General features: G+C 49.2%; 20 protein-coding genes. 14 read left to right on the forward strand and 6 right to left on the reverse strand.

Annotated elements, in window-relative coordinates; all coding sequences use genetic code 11:
* Window positions 1-114: 114 nt before the first annotated feature.
* Together AC50X8_RS12655 and AC50X8_RS12660 are read left to right on the forward strand one after the other, a co-directional pair.
* The gene (locus AC50X8_RS12655; RefSeq protein ID WP_046228684.1) at window positions 115-363 is read left to right on the forward strand and encodes an AbrB/MazE/SpoVT family DNA-binding domain-containing protein; all 249 of its coding nucleotides are present in this window, start codon (window positions 115-117) and stop codon (window positions 361-363) included.
* 344 nt (window positions 364-707) lie between these two features.
* Window positions 708-1,907 (forward strand): aminotransferase-like domain-containing protein, encoded by a 1,200-nt coding sequence (locus AC50X8_RS12660; protein ID WP_494879985.1) that lies wholly within the window; start codon window positions 708-710, stop codon window positions 1,905-1,907.
* An 84-nt stretch (window positions 1,908-1,991) separates the two neighbouring features.
* On the opposite strand, the gene AC50X8_RS12665 is transcribed toward AC50X8_RS12660, so the two are convergent.
* Window positions 1,992-2,816, reverse strand: coding sequence for a DUF2161 family putative PD-(D/E)XK-type phosphodiesterase (locus AC50X8_RS12665; protein WP_494864098.1), 825 nt, complete (start codon window positions 2,814-2,816; stop codon window positions 1,992-1,994).
* 269 nt (window positions 2,817-3,085) lie between these two features.
* Here AC50X8_RS12665 and AC50X8_RS12670 point away from each other — a divergent pair, with 269 nt between their 5' ends.
* From AC50X8_RS12670 to AC50X8_RS12690, 5 genes are all read left to right on the forward strand, one after another.
* Window positions 3,086-4,981: a PrkA family serine protein kinase gene (locus AC50X8_RS12670; RefSeq protein ID WP_056039617.1), complete on the forward strand. Its 1,896-nt coding sequence runs from the start codon at window positions 3,086-3,088 to the stop codon at window positions 4,979-4,981.
* A gap of 270 nt (window positions 4,982-5,251) precedes the next feature.
* Window positions 5,252-6,262: a globin-coupled sensor protein gene (locus tag AC50X8_RS12675; RefSeq protein WP_056039620.1), complete on the forward strand. Its 1,011-nt coding sequence runs from the start codon at window positions 5,252-5,254 to the stop codon at window positions 6,260-6,262.
* Between the two features lie 248 nt (window positions 6,263-6,510).
* Window positions 6,511-7,968 (forward strand): circularly permuted type 2 ATP-grasp protein, encoded by a 1,458-nt coding sequence (locus AC50X8_RS12680; protein WP_056039623.1) that lies wholly within the window; start codon window positions 6,511-6,513, stop codon window positions 7,966-7,968.
* Window positions 7,969-8,065: 97 nt separating this feature from the next.
* Window positions 8,066-9,070 (forward strand): alpha-E domain-containing protein, encoded by a 1,005-nt coding sequence (locus AC50X8_RS12685; protein ID WP_494864097.1) that lies wholly within the window; start codon window positions 8,066-8,068, stop codon window positions 9,068-9,070.
* A complete protein-coding gene (locus AC50X8_RS12690) occupies window positions 9,067-9,957 on the forward strand; it encodes a transglutaminase family protein (protein WP_494864096.1) in 891 nt (296 codons plus the stop codon). The genes AC50X8_RS12685 and AC50X8_RS12690 overlap by 4 nt, the downstream gene beginning before the upstream one ends.
* 150 nt (window positions 9,958-10,107) lie before the next feature.
* On the opposite strand, the gene AC50X8_RS12695 is transcribed toward AC50X8_RS12690, so the two are convergent.
* Complete coding sequence (locus AC50X8_RS12695; protein WP_494864095.1) at window positions 10,108-11,754, reverse strand: Ig domain protein group 2 domain protein; 1,647 nt, start codon at window positions 11,752-11,754, stop codon at window positions 10,108-10,110.
* A 157-nt stretch (window positions 11,755-11,911) separates the two neighbouring features.
* Entirely contained in the window at window positions 11,912-12,625 is a 714-nt protein-coding gene (locus tag AC50X8_RS12700) for an AAA family ATPase (protein ID WP_056039628.1), read from the reverse strand.
* 264 nt (window positions 12,626-12,889) lie between these two features.
* Between AC50X8_RS12700 and AC50X8_RS12705 the strand changes: the two genes are divergently transcribed.
* Window positions 12,890-13,321, forward strand: coding sequence for a hypothetical protein (locus AC50X8_RS12705; protein ID WP_494879986.1), 432 nt, complete (start codon window positions 12,890-12,892; stop codon window positions 13,319-13,321).
* A 57-nt stretch (window positions 13,322-13,378) separates the two neighbouring features.
* Here AC50X8_RS12705 and AC50X8_RS12710 read toward each other — a convergent pair whose 3' ends face one another.
* A complete protein-coding gene (locus AC50X8_RS12710) occupies window positions 13,379-13,777 on the reverse strand; it encodes a RidA family protein (RefSeq protein WP_494879987.1) in 399 nt (132 codons plus the stop codon).
* Between the two features lie 636 nt (window positions 13,778-14,413).
* Window positions 14,414-15,850 carry a SpoVR family protein gene (locus tag AC50X8_RS12715; RefSeq protein ID WP_056039635.1) on the reverse strand — a complete coding sequence of 479 codons (1,437 nt, stop codon included), beginning with the start codon at window positions 15,848-15,850 and terminating at the stop codon, window positions 14,414-14,416.
* Window positions 15,851-15,997: 147 nt separating this feature from the next.
* On the opposite strand from AC50X8_RS12715, the gene AC50X8_RS12720 reads away from it, so the two are divergent.
* From AC50X8_RS12720 to AC50X8_RS12745, 6 genes are all read left to right on the forward strand, one after another.
* Window positions 15,998-16,594 (forward strand): Uma2 family endonuclease, encoded by a 597-nt coding sequence (locus tag AC50X8_RS12720; protein ID WP_056039637.1) that lies wholly within the window; start codon window positions 15,998-16,000, stop codon window positions 16,592-16,594.
* A 151-nt stretch (window positions 16,595-16,745) separates the two neighbouring features.
* Window positions 16,746-17,924, forward strand: coding sequence for an oxalate decarboxylase family bicupin (locus tag AC50X8_RS12725; protein WP_494879988.1), 1,179 nt, complete (start codon window positions 16,746-16,748; stop codon window positions 17,922-17,924).
* A 130-nt stretch (window positions 17,925-18,054) separates the two neighbouring features.
* A complete protein-coding gene (locus AC50X8_RS12730) occupies window positions 18,055-18,966 on the forward strand; it encodes an ornithine carbamoyltransferase (RefSeq protein ID WP_056039643.1) in 912 nt (303 codons plus the stop codon).
* A 205-nt stretch (window positions 18,967-19,171) separates the two neighbouring features.
* Window positions 19,172-20,434, forward strand: coding sequence for an ATP-binding protein (locus AC50X8_RS12735; protein WP_056039647.1), 1,263 nt, complete (start codon window positions 19,172-19,174; stop codon window positions 20,432-20,434).
* Between the two features lie 219 nt (window positions 20,435-20,653).
* The gene (arfA, locus tag AC50X8_RS12740) at window positions 20,654-22,162 is read left to right on the forward strand and encodes an arabinosylfuranosidase ArfA (RefSeq protein WP_494864089.1); all 1,509 of its coding nucleotides are present in this window, start codon (window positions 20,654-20,656) and stop codon (window positions 22,160-22,162) included.
* A 110-nt stretch (window positions 22,163-22,272) separates the two neighbouring features.
* Window positions 22,273-23,181, forward strand: a complete 909-nt coding sequence (locus AC50X8_RS12745; protein WP_494879989.1) for an ArsR/SmtB family transcription factor — start codon at window positions 22,273-22,275, stop codon at window positions 23,179-23,181.
* Window positions 23,182-23,272: 91 nt separating this feature from the next.
* On the opposite strand, the gene AC50X8_RS12750 is transcribed toward AC50X8_RS12745, so the two are convergent.
* Window positions 23,273-23,746: a C40 family peptidase gene (locus AC50X8_RS12750; RefSeq protein WP_056039652.1), complete on the reverse strand. Its 474-nt coding sequence runs from the start codon at window positions 23,744-23,746 to the stop codon at window positions 23,273-23,275.
* Between the last annotated feature and the right edge of the window lie 300 nt (window positions 23,747-24,046).

Here is a 24,046-nt window from a genome sequence, read left to right on the forward strand (position 1 = left end):
CATTACCTAAAGAGAGAAGCAGAATGGGGAAACAGAGGCAGAGCGTTAAAGAAATGAACTGTCGGGGTTTCACGAAAAAGGCTTGCAAACTAGACACAGGAGAGGTGAACAACGATGAAACCAGCAGGTGTAGTAAGAAAAGTAGATCAACTCGGACGTATCGTTCTTCCAAAATCGTTGCGTAAACGTTACCAGATGAATGAGGGAGATCCGGTTGAAATTTTAGTGCAGGGCGACCATATTATTTTGGAGCGTTACCGTCCGAAATGTGTGTTCTGTGGTTCTATGGAAGAAGTCCGCGAGTTTAAAGAACGTTTTTTATGCGGCGTTTGTGTGGCTGAAATGAGCCAGCTCGCCCGCTAACCTCATACATGCATAATAGGTGGTATCAAAAAGAAGCTTCCCCATGGAGCAGCCTTAGCTGCATTCCTTCGGAGAAGCTTCTTTTGGTGCAAGCTGATAGTTCAGCTTACAGGCCTTTGGTTTTGTCATCGTTGTAAGAAGACGTGAACATAGCCGTCAAGAACAAGACGAATACAGTCATTACAATAATGAATGTGATGGACATTAATGGCACCTCCAAAATCCTCATGCAACTGTTTTCATTATACCCAACCTGCCCGAAAAAGAAAACTTTAAATATGGGCTGTACCTTGATAACATAGAACTATAAGCGTTAAAGCTTGTATCTTAGGAGGAGTCGAACCATGGATTACCGTTTTTCATCACGAGTGACCGCTCTCAAATCATCGGTCGTAAGAGATATTCTCAAGCTGACGCAGGGCAAGGATATGATTTCATTCGCTGGAGGGCTGCCGGCCGAGGAGCTGTTTCCGGTGCAGGCGATTCGCGATGCTGCCGATCGCGTGTTTACGAAGGGCGCAAGCGCTCTGCAATACGGATTGACCGAGGGCTTTATGCCGCTGCGTGAACAGCTGTGCGAGCGTATGGGACATAAGGGCATGAACGTACGCCCTGACGAAATGCTGCTGACGACAGGCTCCCAGCAGGCGATCAGCCTCATTGTTGAAGTGCTGACCGAGCCTGGCGATACGATATTGGTAGAAAGGCCGACATATCTCGCTTGCTTGCAGGTGTTTGAGATGAATGGCTTAAATGTCATTGCTGCGGACAGCGATGAGCATGGCATTGTAGCGGAGGATGCGGAGCGGCTTATTCGCGAGCATCGTCCAAAGCTAGTGTACGCCGTGCCTACCTTCGGCAATCCGACGGGGCGCGTCTGGAGCACGGAGCGCAGGCAGCAGCTGCTGGCGCTTTGCAGCTCTTATGGTGTGCCAATCTTGGAAGATGATCCATACGGGGAAATAAAATATGATGTAAATGCTGTTTATCCGACATTGTTTGCGCTTGACCAGCAAGCGGGCCGTTCAGGCTCGGTTATTTATACGAGTACCTTTTCGAAGACGGTTGCGCCAGGGCTGCGCACAGGTTGGGCAATGGGTCCAGCGGAAGTCATTGCTATGATGGCTAAAGCGAAGCAGGCGGCAGATTTGCATTCCAGCGCGATTGATCAGCAAATCGTCAGCGAGCTGCTGGATAACTTCCCGCTCGATGAGCATATTAAAGTTATCTCAGCTTCCTACGGGGAGCGGATGCGCGAAATGCAAGGGCTGCTTGTGCAGCAGCATATTGAAGGATTGCGCTGGATTGAGCCGAAGGGCGGCATGTTCCTATGGGTGGAGCTGCCGGAAGGTCTTGATGCAGAGGCGCTTCTCCGGGCTTCCGTTCAGAAGGGCGTTGCTTTCGTACCCGGAAGCTCCTTCTATGCTTATGACCCGCAGCGTAATACGGCGAGGCTTAACTTTACCTATAACATCGGAGCCAAGACAGCACTCGGCGTAGAGCGCTTTGCGGAAGCGATCCGCGAGTTTACGGCCCGCTCCTAACCTTGCAGCTCGCAGAAGCATCGAGTTTGCGGTTGCATGCCCGATGCCAATATGCCCAGTACATGATGCCCGATGTCTTGGCCATTAGCGGGACGATGAACGCCGCTTGCTAGGACGGCGAGGAGCACGGGAGACCAAAGCTGCCTGCGATTCGCCAGGTGCAGCAGTTGTGCTTGGCCCCGCTTGATTGCTTGGCAAAGCGGCCACCCAATCGGCGATGACTTCGGCGTATTCGGTCAAGGCGGCTGCTCCGGCAGGCAGCAGGCGGTATTTACCGCGCTGCTGTCGCTCAAACCAGCCATAGTAATTGTCGCGCAGCACAGCGCCGCTGCGCGGGAAGCTCGTCAGCGCAGCAACCTGGCTAGGCGAGTGCGCCTCTCCCAGCTGCTGGAGCGCGTAGGCGCAGCGCAGCGCCTTCTCGCGATAGGCGGTCACCAGCTTGCGGCCGGTACTGCCGCCTACATTATAATCGCCGCTGCGCTCGCGAAATTCAAGAAGCAGCCTCGCCTGCTTCTTGCGGCGCGTTCCGCGCTGCGGCGCCTCGCCGGGCTCGCATAGCACATCAATGACAGGCGCCTTCGTCTTGAAGAAGGTGACGGTCATAAGGCCGATGCCGAGCATGCGGCACAGCTCGGTAATTTCACCGAAGCGCTGGTTGTGCGCGCCGTTTTTTTTACGATTGCGCTCGACTACGAGCACAACCTGATCATTTATACGAAGGCGTTCAATCCCCTGCAGCAGCAGGGCGAGATTGAACGTCTTTTTCATTTCCACGATAATGGTTTCTTCGGTATCCGCGTGCATCGCGACGAGATCGCAGTGCAGCACCTCGCTTTTGACGACGAAGCCGCGCGCTTCATAATAAGCTTTTACCGGGCCGTAAAGCTCCTCTTCCTTACTGACTGCCACGTGCATTCCCCCACTTTCTTCTAACTATTATAACAAAGGATAGGGAGTGCGGGCAGATCGAATCTATTTGTCCAAGCAAACCCGCGCTGCAAGCGTATTTGTCGCAATATGCATGATTACCGCCTAAAATAGTGGTCAATTTCCACGCGGAATAAGCATAGACATGTAATACTTCAATAAAGTTAGTTCCACTCGCTGAGGTTCTTGCAAGCAAATGCCGAGCGAAGTGAAAAATTGCGTATTGCGGAAGCGATGGGAGGAGGCACGGCATGGACATTTTCAAGCGAATATCGGAATATCAAGCAGAGAGTGAGAAGCTGGCCTGGAGTGGATCTTTCAAGGATTATATTGAACTGCTGAGACAGGATCCAACCCCGGCCATGACGGCGCACGCGCGTGTCTATGAAATGATTGAATCCTATGGAGTCGAGGAGAGGGATGGGAAGAAGCGGTACAAATTTTTCGAGCAGGAAATTTATGGGCTGGACCGCTCTGTTGAAAAGCTGGTGGAGGAATATTTCCACTCCTCGGCGCGAAGGCTTGATGTGCGCAAACGGATTTTGCTTCTAATGGGTCCTGTCAGCGGAGGGAAATCGACGCTGGTTACGATGCTCAAAAAGGGGCTTGAGAAATATTCCAGAACGAAACGCGGCGCCGTCTATGCGATTAAAGGCTGCCCGATGCACGAAGAGCCGCTGCATCTCATTCCGCATGAGCTGAGAGGCGAGATTGAGCAGGAGATTGGCGTTAGGATTGAAGGCAATCTATGCCCCTCCTGCCAGATGAGGCTGCAAACCGAATACGGCGGCGATATTCAAAATGTTCAGGTGGAGCGCGTATTCATCTCGGAGGATAACCGCGTGGGCATCGGTACGTTCAGCCCATCTGATCCAAAGTCGCAGGACATTGCCGATCTAACCGGCAGCATCGATTTTTCCACGATTACAGAATTTGGCTCGGAATCCGATCCGCGTGCTTATCGTTTTGACGGCGAGCTGAACAAGGCGAACCGGGGGCTTATGGAGTTTCAGGAGATGCTGAAATGCGACGAGAAGTTTTTGTGGAACCTGCTGTCCTTAACGCAGGAGGGCAATTTTAAAGCGGGGCGGTTTGCGCTTATTTCCGCTGATGAATTAATTATTGCCCACACGAACGAGACGGAGTACAAATCCTTCATTAGCAATAAGAAAAATGAAGCGCTCCAGTCTCGGATGATCGTCATGCCGATTCCATATAACCTGAAGGTGTCCGAGGAAGAAAAAATTTATACGAAGCTCATTGGCCAGAGCGACATGAAGCATATTCATATTGCTCCGCATGCACTTCGCGCTGCTGCTATTTTCTCCATACTTACCCGTCTGAAGGAGACGAAGAAGCAGGGCATGGATTTGGTGAAGAAGATGCGGATGTACGACGGCGAGGAAATCGAAGGCTTCAAGGATGCCGATCTTAAGGAAATGCAGACCGAATATACCGAGGAAGGCATGTCCGGCATCGACCCGCGTTATGTCATCAACCGGATTTCGAGCGCGCTGATCAAGCAGGATATGCAGTGCATTAATGCGCTCGATGTGCTTCGCGGCTTGAAGGACGGCCTCGACCAGCATCCATCCATTACGAAGGAGGAGCGGGAGCGTTATTTGAACTTTATTTCGGTTGCGCGCAAGGAATACGATGGCCTGGCCAAAAAAGAAATTCAGAAGGCATTCGTCTATTCCTATGAGGAGTCGGCGCGTACGTTGTTCGAAAACTATCTTGACAACATTGAGGCTTATTGCAACTGGGCTAAAATCAAAGATCCGCTCACCGGCGAGGAGCTTGATCCGGATGAGCGCCTGATGCGTTCCATTGAGGAGCAGATTGGCGTTTCTGAAAATGCGAAAAAAGCGTTCCGCGAAGAAATTTTGATTCGCATCTCGTCGTATTCCCGGAAAGGGAAAAAATTCGATTTCACCAGCCACGAGCGGCTGCGTGAAGCGGTGGAGAAAAAGCTGTTCACCGATCTTAAGGACATCGTGAAAATTACGACCTCCACGAAGACGCCGGATGAAATCCAGCTCAAGCGGATAAACGAAGTGACGAAGCGGTTGATTGATGACCACGGTTATTGCCCCGTATGTGCTAATGAGCTGCTGCGTTATGTAGGCAGCCTGCTTAATCGCTAACGATCCAAATAAGAGAAGATCAAGAAGTTCGGTGGAGCAGCTGCCCGCCGAACTTCTTGTCGCTGTCTGGGTGAAAATAAAGCGCGAATAAGCTAGAATAGGTTAGGAGGACTGGAAAAATGGGACTATGGATTCAGCTTTTTCGGTGAATTTTGTAGAGATCTCAACAAATTCTCTTGAATTATTAAAGAAATGTCTACCTTTATGAAGCTGAATGCCGATATACTTAATATAGCAGTTGGTATTTATTTAGAGACTGGGGGTTGTTCAATGATTAATGTCACAGTAGAACGTAAGCGTCAGTTGGACTATACAGGAATCAAGGAACAGGATTTGCAGCTGCTCGCGGAGTGCAGGCCTATTTTTAAGCAGGTAGTCGACGAGGTTGTTGATCGTTTCTATGATAATGTGGGACTCTATCCCGAAATGGTAGCTTTAATGAAGAAATTTAGCAATGTGGATCGTTTGAAAGGGACGCAGCGCGAATATTGGCTGTCTCTTGCGGACGGCGTTATTGATGAAGCATTTATTGAAAACCGGATAAAAATCGGGCTTGTGCATTCCCGGATTGGCCTGACAACCGACTGGTATTTAGGTACATACATGACTTACTTGAACATTGCGACGGATGTATTTGAGCGTGTGCTTCCAGATGGATGGAAGCCGGTTATTCACTCCTTGTCCAAAATGTTCAATTTGGACTCGCAATTTGTGCTTGAAGCGTATAACCGCGCAGAGCAGACGAAGGTGCAGGAGCTGGCGGATGAGCGTGCAACGATGCTGTCGACTGTAACGGAAGCGGTGCAGCAGCTGGCTGGTTTAATGGTTGAGCTGGAAGAAGGCGCCCAATCGATTGCAGCTACAGCATTGTCTACTTCAGATTCACAAGAGAAAGCGCATTCTTTGCTTGGCGAGCTGCAGGGCGAGCTGGATGGCATTACAGAAATGGGTACGATGATTCGGGAAATTGCCGATCAGACGCATTTGCTTGGGCTGAATGCGGCCATTGAAGCAGCAAGAGCCGGAGATCATGGTCGGGGCTTCGAGGTTGTTGCCAATGAGGTGCGCAAGCTGGCTGCATCGTCACGAGGAGCACAAGAAACGATTCAAAATAAGCTTAGTGAAATTGAGAAAAAGGTTAATTCGGTTCGGAGGGAGTCCGATCAGACTTCGGCGGAGGCGCGTAATCAAGCGGCAAAATCACAGGAGCTTGCTGCTTTTGTGAAAATGGTCGATGATGTCGCCAAAGATTTGAACAAGCTTAATGCAACCTCTTCATAGGCCGCATTTTATAGTAGATAACATTAAGAAGAAGCCGAAATTCTCGCGTCTGAGGATTTCGGCTTTTTTGTATGATATATAAGTTGACATGAATATTCGGTTTTAGTATGATTGAGCTACAGAAATGGACGATTTTATGAAATTTAACGTCATAAAAACTAACATTAATCTGCCGTTGGATCAAAAACGATCATTATTGTTACAGGATTTACATGTGAGGTTGAGCCATCTTGGAGGAGGCGGTTGGCATGTCGACGGCCAGACAGTCGCAGTCGCATTTTTACGATTCACAATCTTTTTATGATGAAATGTTTGAAAAGGATTTTTCAGTTCGTCCCCACTATGAAAGCGTTCATCGCATGTTCGGAAAAATGAAGCCCTCTGAGCTAGGTATTCGCCAGCATGCTCTTAATCAGCGAATGATGGAGGAAGGTATTACCTTCACGCTGTACAGCAGCAATCAAAATGAGCCTCTGGAGCGGACGATTCCGTTCGACTATATTCCCCGTGTCATTCCCCGGCATGAGTGGGACAATATTGACCGCGGCGTACGCCAGCGCATCCGCGCGCTGAACGCCTTCACCCATGACATCTACCACCAACAGCACATTGTAAAAGATGGCGTTATCCCCCGCAAAATGATCGTGTCCAATACTTATTTCCGCCCGGAAATGGTGGGGCTGGATGTGCCGTCAGGCGTGTACATTACAGCTTCTGGCATCGATTTGATCCGAGATGAGAAGGGGCGTTATTTTGTGCTGGAGGACAATTTGCGTTCCCCTTCCGGCTTCTCTTACTTATTCAAGGGCAGAACGCTAATGAGCGAGCTGTTTCATGACCTGTATTTGTCCTCGTCTGTCCAAAGCATCGAGCGCAGCCTCAACTGCTTCCTCAGCTCGCTTCGCTCTCTTGCGCCAAGCGGCAAAAGAGATCCTCTTATAGTGCTGCTTACGCCGGGCTCCTACAATTCGGCCTATTACGAGCATACTTTCCTCGCTCAGCAGCTTGGCATTCATCTTGTGGAAGGCCGCGATCTCGTTTATAAGGATCACAACATTTATTTGCGGGACTTGCGCGGGCTTCGCAAAGTGGATGTTATTTATCGGCGGATCGATGATGAGTTTATAGATCCGCTTGCTTTTCAGCCGGATTCCCTGCTTGGGGTTCCAGGGCTGATGAATGCGTATCGCGCAGGCAATGTGGCGATTGCTAATGCCCCGGGTACCGGCGTTGCTGACGATAAGGCGGTGTATGCGTATGTCCCGGATATGATTCGCTATTATTTGGGCGAAGAGCCGATTTTGCATAATGTGCCAACCTATATTTTGTCGCGCAAGGAAGAGCGGGAATACGTGCTGGACCACCTCGCGGAGCTGGTTGTCAAGGAAACCTCGCTTTCCGGCGGCTACGGCATGTTAATTGGCCCTAGCGCGACGCCAGCGGAAATCAAAGCGTTCGCTGAGGCGATTAAGCTCGATCCAGAGCGGTATATCGCCCAGACGACGATGAGGCTTTCTCGAGCGCCGGTAATGATGGATGGCATTATGGCACCGCGCCATATCGATTTAAGAGCTTTTGCGTTGATGGGCGAGGAGACGCATGTCATACCGGGCGGGCTGACGCGTGTGGCAATGACGGAAGGCTCGCTCGTCGTGAATTCATCGCAAGGCGGCGGGGTTAAAGATACGTGGGTGCTCAGCCGCTAGGCCCATATATTTCGAAGCCTCTAAGCGGTAAAGCTGCTAAGCCGGTAAGCCGGCACGGAACAATGAGGCGGGGAGCCTAATAATCGGAGGGATGGCTATGCTTAATCGGAATGCGGAGGCGCTGTTTTGGATTGGACGCTACATGGAGCGGGCGGAAAACCATGCGCGATTGATCGATGTTCACTATCATTTGCAAGCGGAGGATGGCGCAGAATCGGAGGCGGCCGAGCAAGGGCAAGGAATGGCAGCTCCGACCTGCAAATGGTCGCGCATCGTAGATGCGCTGGGCAGCAGAGAGTCCTATGTCCAGCAATATGGCAGCTACAGCGAGCAGGATGTGCTGCGGTACATGACGCTTGACCGCGACAATCCGAATTCGCTTGTGTCCTGCGTCAGCCATGCGCGGGGCAATCTGCGCACGCTGCGCGAGAAGGCGCCGAGCGAGATGTGGGATGCGGTCAACGGCTTTTATTTGTGGCTGCGGGAGAAGCAGCCCGAGGATTTAATGTCGGAATCGCCGCATTTGTTTTTCGGCAAAATCAAGGAATGGACGGCGCTGTTCCAAGGCATCAGCCAGTCCGTCATGCCTCGTGAGAATGAGTGGCATTTTATTGAATGCGGCCGTTATTTGGAACGGGCTGAAAATACGCTGCGAATTATTAAAGCCGCTTATAATACGGTTCTTGCGAGCGGCGAGAGCTGGAGCAATGCGTCTGGCGCATACTCGTACTTGCAGGCTATGCTGCGTTCGCTGAGTGGCTATCAGGTATTCCGGCGCTATTATGCCGATGGCATGTCGGTGGAGTCCATTGTTGATTTTGTCATCTTAAATGAAGTGTTTCCAAGGTCCGTGCATTTCGCGCTGCATACGCTCGATGAGCATATGCGTTATATCCGCTTTCAGGATATGCAGCTGCGCTCAGCGCATGACAAGGTTATTCGCCAAGTAAGCAAGGTGAAGGCGGATCTCGCCTGCCTGGATCGGGAAGATATACTGCTGGACCGCGAAGGGGCCATTGTCGGTCATTTGCTGGAGGCTTGCCAGACGCTGGGCGGCACCTTCGCCAAAACCTTTTTTCGCATGGGGGAGGCCAGTGCATGAAGCTGAATATTTCGCATGTGACGCAATACGATTATGGGACGCCGGTTACGGACAGTGTCAATGAAATTCGTCTGACGCCGAGTACAGATGAACGCCAGTCCTGCTACCAGCAATCCATTGCGGTAGAGCCGAATGCGCCGCTGTTCAGCTATGAGGATTTTTTCGGCAATCGGGTGCATTCGTTTTCGGTGAACGGCTCGCACCGGAAGCTGACGATCCGCTCGCAAATGACGGTTGTGACGAAGGAGGCTCTTACACCAGAGCAGCAGGCAGCTGCTCTGAATGGCGGCGGAGCGGCTGAAGTCGCTTGGGAATGGCTGCAATCAGAGGATGCGGGTAATCGTTTCGTAGAGTTTCTGCTGCCTACTGCTTACACGGCGCTCAGCCCGGAAGTGGAGACATATGCAGTGGGCGTAGAGGATCGGAAAAACGACGGCATGAGCGTATATGGCTGGCTGCTAGCGCTATCCCAAAAAATCCGCAACGAGTTCGTCTATGATCCGGATGCTACAACGGTGGATACGAAAGCGAGCGACATGTTCGAACGCAGGCGCGGCGTCTGCCAGGATTTTGCCCATCTCATGATTGCCTGCTGCCGCTCGCAGCAGGTTCCGGCCCGCTATGTGAGCGGCTACCACTTTGTTGGCGATTTGCAAGGCGGAACGGCAGATTTTGAGCAGGCGTCCCATGCATGGGTGGAGGCTTACGTGCCGTCGCTTGGCTGGTGCAGCTTCGATCCGACGAATGAAGCTCCTGTCGGCGAGCGTTACGTCAAGCTGGGCCATGGACGCGATTATAAAGATATCGTTCCGGTAAAGGGCGTGTATCGTGGTAGCGGGCAGCAGACGTTGAAGGTGACGGTGGATGTGCGCAAGGTAGAGGAATGAAGCGGAATATCCATCAGAAATTCAATGAAAAATTCAATGAGAAAAAAAGCCCTTCGGGCGCTGGCTGGCTGCTTAAGCTTTCATGCAGCTGCACAAGTGCCTGAAGGGCTTCTTTGTTGTATTTTGTTGTATTTCCTTGGGAGGCTGGAATTACTGGACGATTGTAAAATCGTCGAAGTTCAAGCGGCTGCCGGATGTGCCGGCAACTACAATTTTGAAGCGTACCGCTGCGGTTTCATTTACAGTAATCGTCTGCTCCGTCAATGACTGGATGCTGGAGTAGGTGCTTCCGACATCCGTCCAGGTGGAGCCGCTATTAAGCGACTTTTGAAGCTTCCATGTCGCTCCCGTGTCGCTGCCAAAGCTCGCATGCTTCACCTTGACGGTAGTCGCGCCGCCTGTCACATTGAAATTCATATAGATGGAGCCTGCCGCTCTGACTCGTGCGGATTTGGTGCCATTTTTCTTGTCTGTAGATAGATCGCCAAGCAGCGCATTATCGAAGGTCCACGAGCCTGAACCGAGCGTAACCGAAGCGGCTGTATAGGCTGCTTTCGTGCCTGTCTCGAAGGTTTCGTTTACAGCGCCAGAGGTTGGCGGCTGCGACGTTGAGGCATAGCCGTAGGAGCCTTGCTTGAAGGTGGAGCTGTCCCACCATTTGTATCCGGCCGCTGGTGCTGCCCATGGCTCAGCTTGCGGTTGGGTTGACGTTTGTGGCGATTCTATAGCAAGCAAAGCTGTTGCATTGTCAAGCGTAAGGCCGCTTACTTGATTCAGTGCCGTGTAGCTTTCTTTAACAGCAAGCCAGTCCACTAGTTGTACGAGCAGTGCGCCATTGCTCGCTTCTGTAAAGCCGTCGTACGTCGTTTTGGAGCCGCCTGTTTCCTCGCGCAAATATTTAGGCGTGCTGTCTTCGACAGGGGAAGAGTCGCCGATCACGGCTACTTTGCCAAGACTATTCTTGCCGATCGCGACATAAGGTCCTTCAGCAATTCCTCCACCATTATAGACGCCCTGATCCACCGCATTGCCCCAAGCGGCAGAAGTCTGCTGCATGTATACGATTCCCTTTGCCTTAGTCGGGTCTGTAATGGCGATGGTCGATCCGGCATGCATCGTCACGGAAGTAACGCCGCTAGTAATGCCGAAAGATTGCGAGGAAGGAACGATTGTTCCTGAGTTTACGTTGCCTAGTGCATTGTAACGGATGCGCATGCCGAAGTTGTTCGACAGCCAGTCGGAGCTGGCTACACCCTGCATAGCAGCTGAACTGGCTTCTTCTGTACTCATGCCCAGCGCGGGATTCGACCAAGCTCCTCGTCTATAGCCGTTGAATACTTCAGAGGAATCCCATCTGTTTTTATTTCGATCTGCGTTATAGTGGTCTGCGATGAAGAAAATGCTGCCTCCGCCCTGCACATACGAAAGCATAGCCTGCTGCTCGCTCGTCTTGAACGGCACGTTCGCTTCAGGAATAACGAAGACGTCATAGCTGCTTAAGTCTGCCAGCGTAATAGGGCCGCTTTTGCGAAGCTCCTTGACGTAATAGCCTTTGCCTGCAAGAGCTTGTCCAAAATCGGAAAAGCCGCCGTCAATGACCCAATCTGCCGCACCTGCTGTTTGGGCATGGGCGTTGTCGAACAGAATTTTTTTGCCATTGGCGCTTCCTGCGGGCTGTAGGACGGGAGCCGGATCAGACGGCCCCTCCGCTAAGGAAACTGCTGTGCCTGCCGATAAAGACATTGCAAAGATGAGTGCTCCTGCCGTCAATCGCTTCAAAAAATTACCCTTCATCATCAAACCTCCGCTTCTAGTAGTTGGTTTAATTAGAGTGGCTTCCTTGTTTGGAAGCACAAGGCAATTGTACTATTTTTTCTAAATAATAGAAATAGATTCGCGTAAGAAAACCAGTACATATAGTGTTAAGTTTATGTAAGGAATATTGAAAGAGTTGCTAGTCGTTGCTGAACAGCTCGTTCAATACATTTTTTCTGTTTTCGAGAAAGCGTCGAGTTAGCTGGTAATGTGCTGTGTCCTCGTAGCGAATTTCTTCAACGGGCTTGGCGTCAAAATTGTAAATTTGCGCGTTCGGATATCCAAGCAAAATAGGCGAGTGAGTCGCAATAATGAACTGGGCATCGCGCTCCAAATCTTTAATGACGCGAAGCAGCGCGAGCTGACGGGCAGGAGAAAGCGCGGCCTCGGGCTCGTCGAGCAAATAGATCGCTTTTTTGCCAAAACGGTGCTTGAACAACGATAGAAAGGCTTCGCCATGCGACTGCTCATGCAGCGATTTGCCGCCGTAATAGGGCAAGCTTTCAGGCACTGTATCGAGGTAAGAGGCGAATTGGTAAAACGTTTCTGCGCGCAGAAAAAAGCCGTTCGTGAGCTTGGGCATCCAGGAAAGCCGAACGTAGGGACCTAGTGCAGATTCAGAGGCATCTACGTCGTAGCTGTTGTTGCGCCCTCCGCCAGCAGTGTTAAAGCTGCATTGATAGGCTATAGCTTCTAGAAAGGTGGACTTGCCGGAACCATTTTCGCCTACAAAGAAGGTGATATGGGTATGGAAATGAAGCTTGCTCATTGACTGGATGACAGGAATGGAAAAGGGATACTTGCTGTAATTGGGAATGCGCTCCTTGAGCAGCTCTGCACTCCGTAAATACAAGGCGTTCAGCTCCTTTGGCAGAAGAGGTCGTTTTTTTTATTTTAACATGTGGAATGTTTGGGCGCATGTGGAGTGGGAAGGGAGAGGAGCAATTTGCGACTTATTGTGATAGTCCAAGGTCTGGCAAACATATGACCTAATAGAGGTGCAAGAGTATTTGGAGGTGTGGGGAAGCATTGAAAGCAGCGATAGTGCCGTTACCCATATTAGCCTTACCACGAGAAATATGAACAAGCGATTTTGTATTATGAAAAATTTCTTACGATGGGCGAAGGGTGGGTGGAGGATAATGCTGCGACATGCGGCAAGCTGGCGGATTGCTCTAACCGGCTTGGAGATACAGAGCGGGAGCTTGAATCGATATTAAGATCGTTTCAATATGGCAGTCCGCGGGCGGAATTTTGCTGCCGGCTAGGGTATTATTTTTTGCAGCAAAAAGATTTCGAGACGGCTGGTTTCTGGTATAACCTCGCAATTGAGCGTGGGCAGTCCGACCAACGGCTGGGCTTTGTCAATATGGCCTGCTCCACCTGGCTGCCGCATCTTCAGCTATGCGTCTGCTACGCTCGTCTAGGTGAATACGAGCTGGCCTATCGGCATAATGAGGCTGACCGAACTTTCCGTCCAGAGGACCCCAGAGTGCTGCAAAACAAAGGTTATTTGGAGTCATTACGGCAAAAAGCGGAATTACCCTAATCAAATATAAGAAAACAGCAGCGGACTAAGTATAGCCTTAGTCTGCTGCTGCTGTTTTTAAGCTTTAGCCGCCCATAGTTCAATTTCTATTTTTATTTCTGGCAGCCCTAATTCCGAAAGATAACCAATCGTCATAGATGGATAGTGAATGCCAAAAAGTTCCGCCCATTTTTCGTAGAAATGCTCCCAGTCTATTTTTTCAGTGGCCCATATGTTCACCTTAATAATATGATCGGAGGTTAATTGTTCGGAGTTCAGTAAAATGTTGATATTAGCAAACGTATTGTTGATTTGTTCATTTAAAGTATTCGGAATGCTGCCGTTTTGGTCTGTTCCGATTTGGCCAGAAGTAACATACAGCTCAGCGTTTCTCGGAATTTTAGTAAGGTGGCTGTAATTCCCTACTGGACTAGGCATTCCTGCTGGATTTTTTCTAGTGATCCCTAAATTGTTCATGCATCTTCGCCTCTCATTTTAAGATTTCTGCCATTTTCATCCAACTATTTTGGGCACACTTCACCCGTTAAATGGATTTTAGAAAAAAACAGCAGTCGAGTATCCGTAGCCGGAGGATATGAAATGCAAGGATCTTTTCTTCATGAACGGACACTCCTTTCTCTTAAAATTAGGAAGATGTAATCTATGGTAAAGTTTAAGCGAAACAAAATACGAAGTCAAATTCCAGTGATCTCTAAAGCCAAATCAATCTATCTGCTGTTTAATAAATCCGGAATAATAGAGGGCTACAGAGGGGGAGGGTTCCCCTTAGCTCAGAAACGCGAATAGGATAATTGCAAATAGGTTAATGGCCTGCTCGAGAAAGGTTTTTTATCTCCGATGTAAGGAGCGACGCTCGTTCTGAGCTAAGGGGATAACCTGCAAAAGCAAAACGAATAGGTAAGAGAAAGAGAAAGAGAAAGAGAAAGTTCTGGTTATGGGGATAGGTATAGATAGGGGCAGAGGAAATAGGGGAGAGCCGACGCGCGGTCGGACTGAGCTTTCAATTTATAAAAAAAGGCGGGAAGCTGCCCCAAAGCAGCTTCTCGCCTTTTTGCTCCCAAACGCCATTAAACGCCATTAAGCGCCATTAAGTTACACAAACTTGCGGCTCGTTTTTTTGCCGTCGCAGCTGAATACGATCTTTTTGTCCTCGACGACGGTTTCGAGATGGACCGATTTGCCCCAGAGATGGACGACATGCGGCAGCGTGCGCTCAACATATTTCAGATCGAGCTCCATGCCCTCGTACTTGTGAAGCAGGTAGAGCTCGCCTACACGGTTAAAATCGCCATCTGTGACGAAGAGGCTGGGGAAGCCGCCGTTTACTTTAGAGTAAACAAGCTGGTCGCGGATATTTTCCCACGATTTATCGGTTATTTTCCACTCCGGCCCCTTCTTCTCGAAAACATACAGGTCCAAATCCTTGACCAAATCCTTGGTCAAATAGTTGCGGAGAAACGAAATATCCGAATCGAGCTCGCGCACCTCGAACATTTTTTCCCGGCCTTTGCCCGGTACGCGCCCGAAGCGCCGCTGCTCTTCTATCGTTGGCTTATCCCAGCGCTTCTCAATATCCTCGAAAATTTTCAGCCCCAAATAATACGGATTCAGCGTATGCCGGGAAGGCACGACGACGGAGGAGTTCAGCTTGGCAAATTCAATCGTTTCCTCGCTTGTCAGGTCAAGCTCGCGAATAATGCGCTGATGCCAGTACGACGCCCAGCCTTCGTTCATAATTTTCGTTTCCAGCTGCGGCCAAAAATAAAGCATCTCATCGCGCATCATCGACATAATATCGCGCTGCCAGTCCGTAAGCTGAGGCGAGTACTCCTCAATAAACCAGATCAAGTCCTTTTCCGGTGCTGGCGGAAAATGTTTTGGCGGCGGCGTTTGATCCTGACGATTGGCATCATCCGGGTCAAGCCCCCATAGATCCTCGTATTCGGAAGGGATAGCCGTGATGACCGAACGGTTCTGCTCCGTCGTCAGCATTTCAATATAACGGGTTTTATCGAGCTGGTATGGCTTAATAATCGCGGAGTCCACATGCTCCTGAATGGCAAGCACGGCATCGATAAATTTTTCGACGGCTTCCAGGCCATAATCCATTTCATATTGCTGAATGCGTTCAGCTGTAGCGGACATGCTCTCGACCATATTGCGGTTGGAAGTGCTGAAACGAGCGTTATTTTTGAAAAAATCACAATGGGCGAGTACGTGCGCGACGATCAGCTTGTTCTGAATAAGTGAATTGCCCTGCAGCAGGAAGGCGTAGCAGGGGTTGGAGTTAATGACGAGCTCATAAATTTTGCTAAGGCCAAAATCATATTGCATCTTCATTTTGTTGAAGGTTTTCCCAAAGCTCCAGTGGCTGTAGCGCGTCGGCATGCCGTAAGCGCCAAACGTATAAATAATGTCGGCTGGGCAAATCTCATACCTCATCGGGTAGAAATCGAGGCCAAAGCCTTGAGCGATTTCCGTAATTTCATCGATGGACCGCTCCAATGCGCGGATCTCATCCTGGTTCATCAGCCATCCCCCCGTACTTGATAATACCGTTCATACCATAGGTATGTGCAGTGGGCCAAGTTTATGACGGGAAGGGGGAGATGCTTGTAAAGATGGATTTTGGTTAGAGCCGGGAACATGCTACAATACTAATATAGGAAAGATATAATGAACGTTTTAGTTGAGGGGGCGAGTATCTTGTCACATCCGGATGAGAAAAAAACGCATACCTACGAGGATTGGCTAACTTGGGATGGATCATGGGAACTTATTGATGGGAAAGTCTTTAATATGTCTCCGGCTCCGACCTCGCTGCATCAATATATTGTCGGGGAGCTTTATTTTGCCCTTCGTACGTTTTTTCAAAATCGGAACTGCTATGTATTTATGGCACCCTTTGATGTGTTTTTCAGTGAAAGCGGGGATTTTCAATCACCTGATCATATCGTGCAGCCGGACCTTTCAGTCGTTTGTTCCAAGGACCAAATTTCAAAGAGGGGTTGTAATGGTGCTCCCGCATTAATCATTGAGGTGCTGTCACCATCAACCGCATTGAAGGACTTTAATGAAAAGTTCAATCTCTATCAAAAATTTGGGGTGCAGGAATATTGGATTGTCGACCCGGGAAACCGGACGGTTCATGTTTATGCGCTGCAGGACGGCAGCTATCAGGTGCGTCATTTGTTTACGGAGCAGGAAGTGGTTCAGTCCAGTGTCTTTAAAGATTTACAAGTGCCGATGAACAAGCTGTTTCATATGGAGTAATTTATAGTTAAAACCGGTTGGAGCTGCGCTAGCCGGTTTTTTTTTGCCTACAGCGATTTTATTGAAAAACTCATAATTTCAGTCTCCAAGCATATATTGGCAGATAGTGACTGCTGGTGCAGTCTACCTATGTACAGGAGGATGGTCATTAATGAGCGAATCTGAAAATACGAGACCCAAATACCCGCACATCCCTCAGCCGATTCGGAGTGACGGTGCTGGAGGTCCGGATTTAGGGCCGCGCGATGTGATGCGGGATTTGGAAAATCCGGATATGCTAGTTCCGCCTGTAACGGATGCAGGTCTCGTTCCCAATATGAAATTTTCATTTTCGGATGTCCATATGCAGTTGAATCAAGGGGGTTGGTCTCGTGAGGTGACGGCTCGAGAGCTGCCGATTGCAACAACGCTGGCAGGAGTCAATATGTCGCTAATAGCGGGCGGAGTCAGGGAAATGCATTGGCATCAACAGGCAGAATGGTCCTACATGCTGCTTGGAAATGCAAGGGTTACAGCGGTGGACCAGAACGGGAAAAATTTCATAGCTGATATCGGGCCGGGCGACTTGTGGTATTTTCCACCGGGCATTCCTCATTCCATTCAAGGGCTGGAAGGGGGCTGCGAGTTTCTGCTCGTGTTTGACGATGGGAATTTCTCGGATTTAAACACCTTGTCGATTTCCGATTGGTTTGCCCATACGCCGAAGGAAGTGCTGTCGGCCAATTTTGGCGTACCTGTTAGTGAGTTTGACCATATTCCCGATGATCAGGTTTATATTTATAAAAGCGCGGTTCCCGGTTCCATAGAGAGCCAGAAGGTAGAATCTCCATACGGAACAATCCCGCAGTCCTTTAAGTTTGAGTTGTTGAAGCAGACGCCTATCCTTACGCCAGGAGGCAGTGTAAGAATCGTCGATTCTTCCAACTTTCCAGCATCCAAAGCGATTGCAGCAGCACTTGTAGAAATTAAGCCTGGCGCTATGCGCGAGCTCCATTGGCATCCGAATAACGACGAGTGGCAATATTATTTATCGGGCCAAGGCCGAATGACTGTATTTACCGGCAATGGAAATGCACGAACGTATGATGTGCGGGCTGGCGATGTGGGATATGTGCCGTTTGCCTGCGGTCATTATGTGCAAAATACCGGAAACACAACTTTATGGTTTCTGGAAATGTTCAAAAGCGACCGCTTCGCCGACGTTTCCCTTAATCAATGGATGGCGCTCACTCCAACCGAGCTTGTAAAAAGCAATCTCAACGTAGGGGACGCGTTTGTATCCAAGCTGCGCAAAGAGAAATGGCCAGTGGTCAAATATCCCGGCTTTTAAAGTCGGACTAGGGCTGGACTATGTCCGGTTGAGCTTGGTCTATGGAAGAGGCTGGACAAAAGCAAGCAAACTCGCTATTATGAATAATAATTCAAATTTATGAATATTTATTCACAAAGGAGTGTTATGCTTGCAGCATTTTTTATCTTTTGAGCACATAACGAAGGAGCAGCTTCAGAGTATCATTGAACAGGCGGTTGAAATAAAGCGCAATCCGCAAGCCTACAGCAAGGCGGCCGACAATAAGGGGCTGCTGATGCTTTTTCAAAAAAGCTCAACAAGGACGAATCTTTCGTTTCAATCCGGCATGAACCAGCTTGGCGGCTATGTCGTTCCGATGGACTGGAACAGCAGTAACTTCAGCCTGTCGCCCATTCAGTACGAGTCGCGCTACGTCTCAAGAAACAGCGATATCATTATGGCGCGGCTCAAAAATCATGTCGATTTGCTGGAGCTGGCACGTTATGCAACCGTCCCGGTCATCAATGGCTGCTGTGACAAATATCATCCATGCCAGGCTCTGGCTGATCTGATGACGATCTATGAGGTGGCGGGTACGTTTTCTGGTGTAACGCTCACCTATGTGGGGATTCACAACAATGTGGCCAATTCGCTTGTGGAAGGCTGCATGCTGCTCGGCATTAAGCTGCTGCTTGTTACTCCGATCATTAATGAACCATCGTGGGATCAGTTGCTGATGGATAACGCGCTGCAAAGCGGCTGGGTGGAACGGCTCGACAGCTTGCAGGATGCAGCCGCACAATCACAATTTGTATATACAGATACATGGATTGATATGGAGTTTTATCAAGAGGAATTTTATCAGGAGGAGAAGCGGCGCCGAATTAAGGTGATGCTTCCGTATCAATTAAACAGCAGCACTCTTGCGGGCTGTACGCCTTACATTATGCATGATATGCCGATTCATCCGGGCTTTGAAATATCAGAGGAGCTGGTAGAATCGGAGCATTCGGTCATTTACCAGCAGGCGGAAAATCGGATGCATGCTCAAAAAGCGCTGCTGCTTCATCTCCTTCCATAAGTTTCCGGCTTCGCCAGCGGGACATGCCTTCAAATAAAGTTGAAGGGCATATCCTGCTGGCGAGCCGGATTTTTTTGTAATTGAAACAAGCTGCCATTGGCAATGAAAGGTTATGTATAGTAATATAAAATTGTGATCTTATCAAATTTTTAAATACAATTTTTGTAAGAAATTATTATATGAGAGAGAGTATGAGGATAAAATTGTGCTTCATCTTACGTTAGAATCAATCGTTCACGGGCTGTTGTATATTATGGCGGCTGCACTCATGTTTATTGTTTTTACCCCTAGATCGCTGGCCTCTACATTGAAGCGGAGGCTGCTTTTTTTGGGACTGCTCGTCGTATTTACAACGGTATTCCTGAGCTTGGAGGAAATTGACTCCCTTGTCTATGCGCTGCATCTGACCTCCGTCTCTCTGGCGCTCGCTGTGCTTTATGAAGGATTGCTCCAAGGCGTAGTTACGGGAATGGTGTTATTCTTTGGCGGTACTTTGCTCTATGGCAACCACTGGCTGCCAACAGGAATAGCTATCACTGTGCTGCTGCTGACAGGATTGCTGTTCCATTTTAAAATAAAGCCAAATACCCAGCAGAAGCTAAGCGTTGTTAATCTGTTCCTAGTCTTGTTATACATGCTGGCTTATATTGGTGTTTCTCTAGCGCTTGGACATGCTTTAAATGTGCTGCAGCTCAGTATAATTGCTGTTGGGGCGGCTTTTTCATCTTTACTGATCAGCTTTATTTATTTTAATGTGAAAAATCGGGAATGGTACGAGCAAATGCTCATCATCTCCGAAAAAAATCAAATCGTTGGCCAGCTCGCTGCCTCTATTTCGCATGAAATCCGCAACCCGCTTACTACGACGCGAGGTTTTCTGCAACTAATGAGCAAGGAGCCGCTCGACCGCGAGACGTTCGAGCGCTACCGCACCTATGCTTTTGAAGGGATCGATCATGCCAATGCCATTATTACCGACTATTTGAATTTTTCGAAGCCTAGTGAAGAAGAGCAGCGGCTGCTGAATGTGAAGGATGAAATCGACGGAGTCATTCCTTGGCTGAAGCCTTATTCGGCGCTGTCGAACATATCCGTTGAGGTGTATCATTTATCGAAGGAGCCGCTCATTATTTGCGGCGAGGTCAAGAAATTTCAGCAGTGTATGCTCAACATCATGAAAAATGGCATTGAGGCTATGCCTGAAGGAGGCAAGCTGACGGTGCAGACCGAGCTGGTGCGCAATAAAATTCAAATTCTCGTCCGCGATACGGGCTGCGGGATGAATCGCTCCCAGGTTAAGCGGTTAGGCTTGCCCTATTATACGACGAAGGAGCGCGGCACCGGGCTCGGGCTAATGGTTGTCATGAATATGGTCAAGGAAATGAACGGCAAAATTTTTTTCCACAGTAAAATGAATCAAGGCACGATATGCGAGCTTCAGCTCGAGCGGGCTGCTGCTCCTGAATGATGAAGCAAGCAAGTTTGGCAGGAAGCGAATAACGGATAAAGACGGTTGAAGGAGGCTGCGAAGGCAGCTCTTTCAACCGTTTTTTCATAGGGACAAAAAGGTTGGAAGCGTTATGAATTCGTGCTTGCGTTCTGCTGCTGCATAGTGTTTAATGAAATTATACATTGTAATTTTATTAGTCGGTTAATAAAAACATTAATCTTATGAGGTGAGCTGAACATGTCCAAACAAGCAAAGCTGATCGTTGATAAGGATTTTGTAGTAGGTGAAGTCGATAAAAGAATTTATGGCTCGTTTATCGAGCATTTGGGCCGGGCAGTATATGGCGGTATTTATGAAAAGGACCATCCGCAGGCGGATGAACAGGGCTTTCGCTCCGATGTGCTGGAGCTTGTAAAAGGGCTGGATGTGCCGATTGTGCGTTATCCCGGCGGCAACTTCGTCTCAGGCTACAACTGGGAGGATGGCGTAGGCCCGCTTGATCAGCGTCCGCGGCGTTTGGAGCTTGCTTGGCGCACCATTGAGCCGAACTGGATCGGCTTTAATGAATTTATGGACTGGTGCCGCAAAGCGAATACGGACGCGATGATGGCGGTCAATTTGGGGACGAGAGGCCCTGATGAGGCGCGCAACCTGCTCGAATATTCCAATCACCCGTCAGGCACGTATTGGAGCGATTTGCGCGTGCAGCACGGCTACAAGGAGCCGCACAACGTCAAAACCTGGTGCCTCGGCAATGAAATGGACGGCCCTTGGCAGATCGGCGCTAAAACCGCCGTCGAGTATGGACGTATCGCCAGCGAGACTGCAAAGGTTATGCGCTGGGTTGATCCAACGATCGAGCTTGTCGCTTGCGGCAGCTCAGCGATCGGCATGCCGACCTTCCCGGATTGGGAAGCGACGGTGCTTGATTTAGCTTATAATGACGTGGATTATATTTCACTGCATCAGTATTACGGCAACCGCGAGAAGGATACGGCGAATTTCCTTGCGCAATCCGTGGGAATGGACTCCTTCATTAATACGGTCATTTCGACAGCTGACTTCGTACAGGCGAAGAAACGCAGCAAGAAAAAGATCAACCTTTCCTTCGATGAGTGGAACGTGTGGTTCCATTCCAATGAATCGGACAAAAAGCTTGATCCTTGGCAAATTGCCCCTCCACAGCTGGAAGATATTTATACGCAGGAGGATGCGCTGGTCGTTGGCTGTATGCTGATCAGCCTGCTCAAGCGTGCCGATCGAGTGAAGATGGCTTGTATCGCGCAGCTCGTCAATGTCATCGCTCCTATTATGACGACGAACGGCGGAGACGCATGGAAGCAGACGATTTATTATCCGTATATGCACGCAAGCCTGTTTGGCAGAGGCGAGGTGCTAGTGCCGCTCATGAGCTCGCCTAAGCATGACACTAAAGATTTTACAGATGTGCCTTATATTGAAGCTGTAGCGGTGCATAATGAAGAGAAGCAAGAGGTTACCGTTTTTGCGGTGAATCGTCATCTGGAAGAAAGCATTTCGTTCGATATCGACCTGCGCAGCTTCGGTCAAGGACGCATTTTGGAGCATATTGTTTTGGAAAATGAGGATTTGTCCGCTTCCAATACAGCAGATGCGCCTAACCGCGTAACGCCGCACACGAATGGCAGCGCGACATTAACGGATAAAGGCCAAATCCAAGCTGTACTGAACAAAGCGTCATGGAATGTCATTCGAATTAAACTGTAAAGGCTAATGGGGAACAATCGCAAGCTTAGCTCGGGTGAGACGGGCTAATCAGGCGGTTGTTCCCTCTCGTTTCATTTTATGCGATGATAAGAGGAAGGAGGGGGAACACAATGATTAAAGCCAATACAGATATAGCTTGGCTGCCGCTCTATGAGGCGCTGTCGAGCCATGTGCGGCTTCATATTATAGATTTGCTGGCAGTAAGCCCGATGAATGTCAAAGAGCTTGCAGAGGCGCTGGGGCTCAGCAGCGCGATTGTAACAATGCATATCCGCAAGCTGGAGAAGGCGCATCTCATTGAGACGAAGATGGTGCGCAAGCAGGGAGGCACACATAAAATATGTACGCTCGCCGAGCAGCATATTGAAATCGAGCTGCCCCATCACACACGCGAAGTGAAAAAAATGCATGAGAGCATGGTGCCGATTGGACATTACACCGAATATGAAGTGCATCCGACCTGCGGCATCGCGACGGTGGAGAAGGCCATTGGCCAATTCGATGACCCGCGCTTTTTTCTAGAGCCGGAGCGGATGAATGCGGGCATTTTATGGTTTGGCCGAGGATACGTCGAATATAAAATCCCTAATTATTTGCTGCCGGGGCAGCGCCCGAGCGCATTCGAGCTTGTGCTGGAGCTGGGCTCCGAGGCTCCAGGCTATAATCCGAACTGGCTGTCTGATATCAGCTTCAGCCTGAATGGAACGACCATTGGCAAGTGGACAAGCCCTGGTGATTACGGGGGTACCCGCGGCAAGTTTTCTCCTTCCTGGTGGCATAGCAACCTGAATCAATATGGCTTGCTCAAAGTCATTCGCGTGCAGGAGGATGGCACCTTTGTAGATGGGCAGCAGGTAAGCGACACTAGCGTGCAGCAGATTACACTGGATCGCAATCACTGGACGCTGCGTATCGCGGTAGATAAGGATGCTGCGCATGTAGGCGGCCTTACCCTGTATGGCAAAGGCTTTGGCAATTACAATCAGGATATGATGTTTCGGGTTTATTACGAGGAATAAGCAAATGAATAAAAGCCGTATCGCAGTCAGGTTGGGGGAAACGCTGACGATTGCGATACGGCTTTTATTATTAGAGGCGTTTGTGATTGTGCTAAAGCACGCGACGTGCAGTTGCGTAATTTTTGCTCCACCAGCTGGAGCTTAAACTCGTAACGGTCACTCCAGGAGCGCCGTATGTATGAATGATCTGATTATTGCCGATATAAATGCCGACGTGATGAATAGGGGAATAGAAGAAAACGAGATCGCCAACCTTCAAATTGCTTCGAGATACGAACGAACCGACTTTCGATTGATCCTTCGAGCTTCTAGGCAAAGAAACGCCAACCTTAGCAAAAACATATTTGGTGAAGGAAGAGCAGTCAAAAACGCGAGTCGAACTAGTGGGAGCGCTGAATTGATAAGGAGTTCCCATAAAGCCTTTTGCCACTGACACGATTTTGGATTGGGTGGAAGCGGATGCCGCATAAGCTGCCGGTGCTTGTGTAAAAGGAACAGCAGATAAAGTAAGTGATGCGGCAAGTGCAAGGGATGCAGCCATTTTGCCAAAACGAAGTTTTTTCATGATGTGAATGCCTCTCTTCTCTGGGTTGATAGCTTGTCTATTCATATGTTTATAGCTATACAATACCACAATTAAAATTGAGAGTAATTTCCTCTGAGACCATAAAACTAGATTTAATGGTGTTTTGATACCAATTGTTAAAAATAGATGAGAAACTTCTCATTCAATTCCAGGCTAAAATGAGAAGGGAAATGAATGATTACGCATTCATTAGTTATTTTTTGTAAGTAAAAAATAACCCCCAGGACCTTTAAGGTCATGGGGGTTATGCGTGTTTTCCTTTATTCATTCACCGCTTCT

It is taken from the genome of Paenibacillus sp. JT22N15 (genome assembly GCF_059383755.1).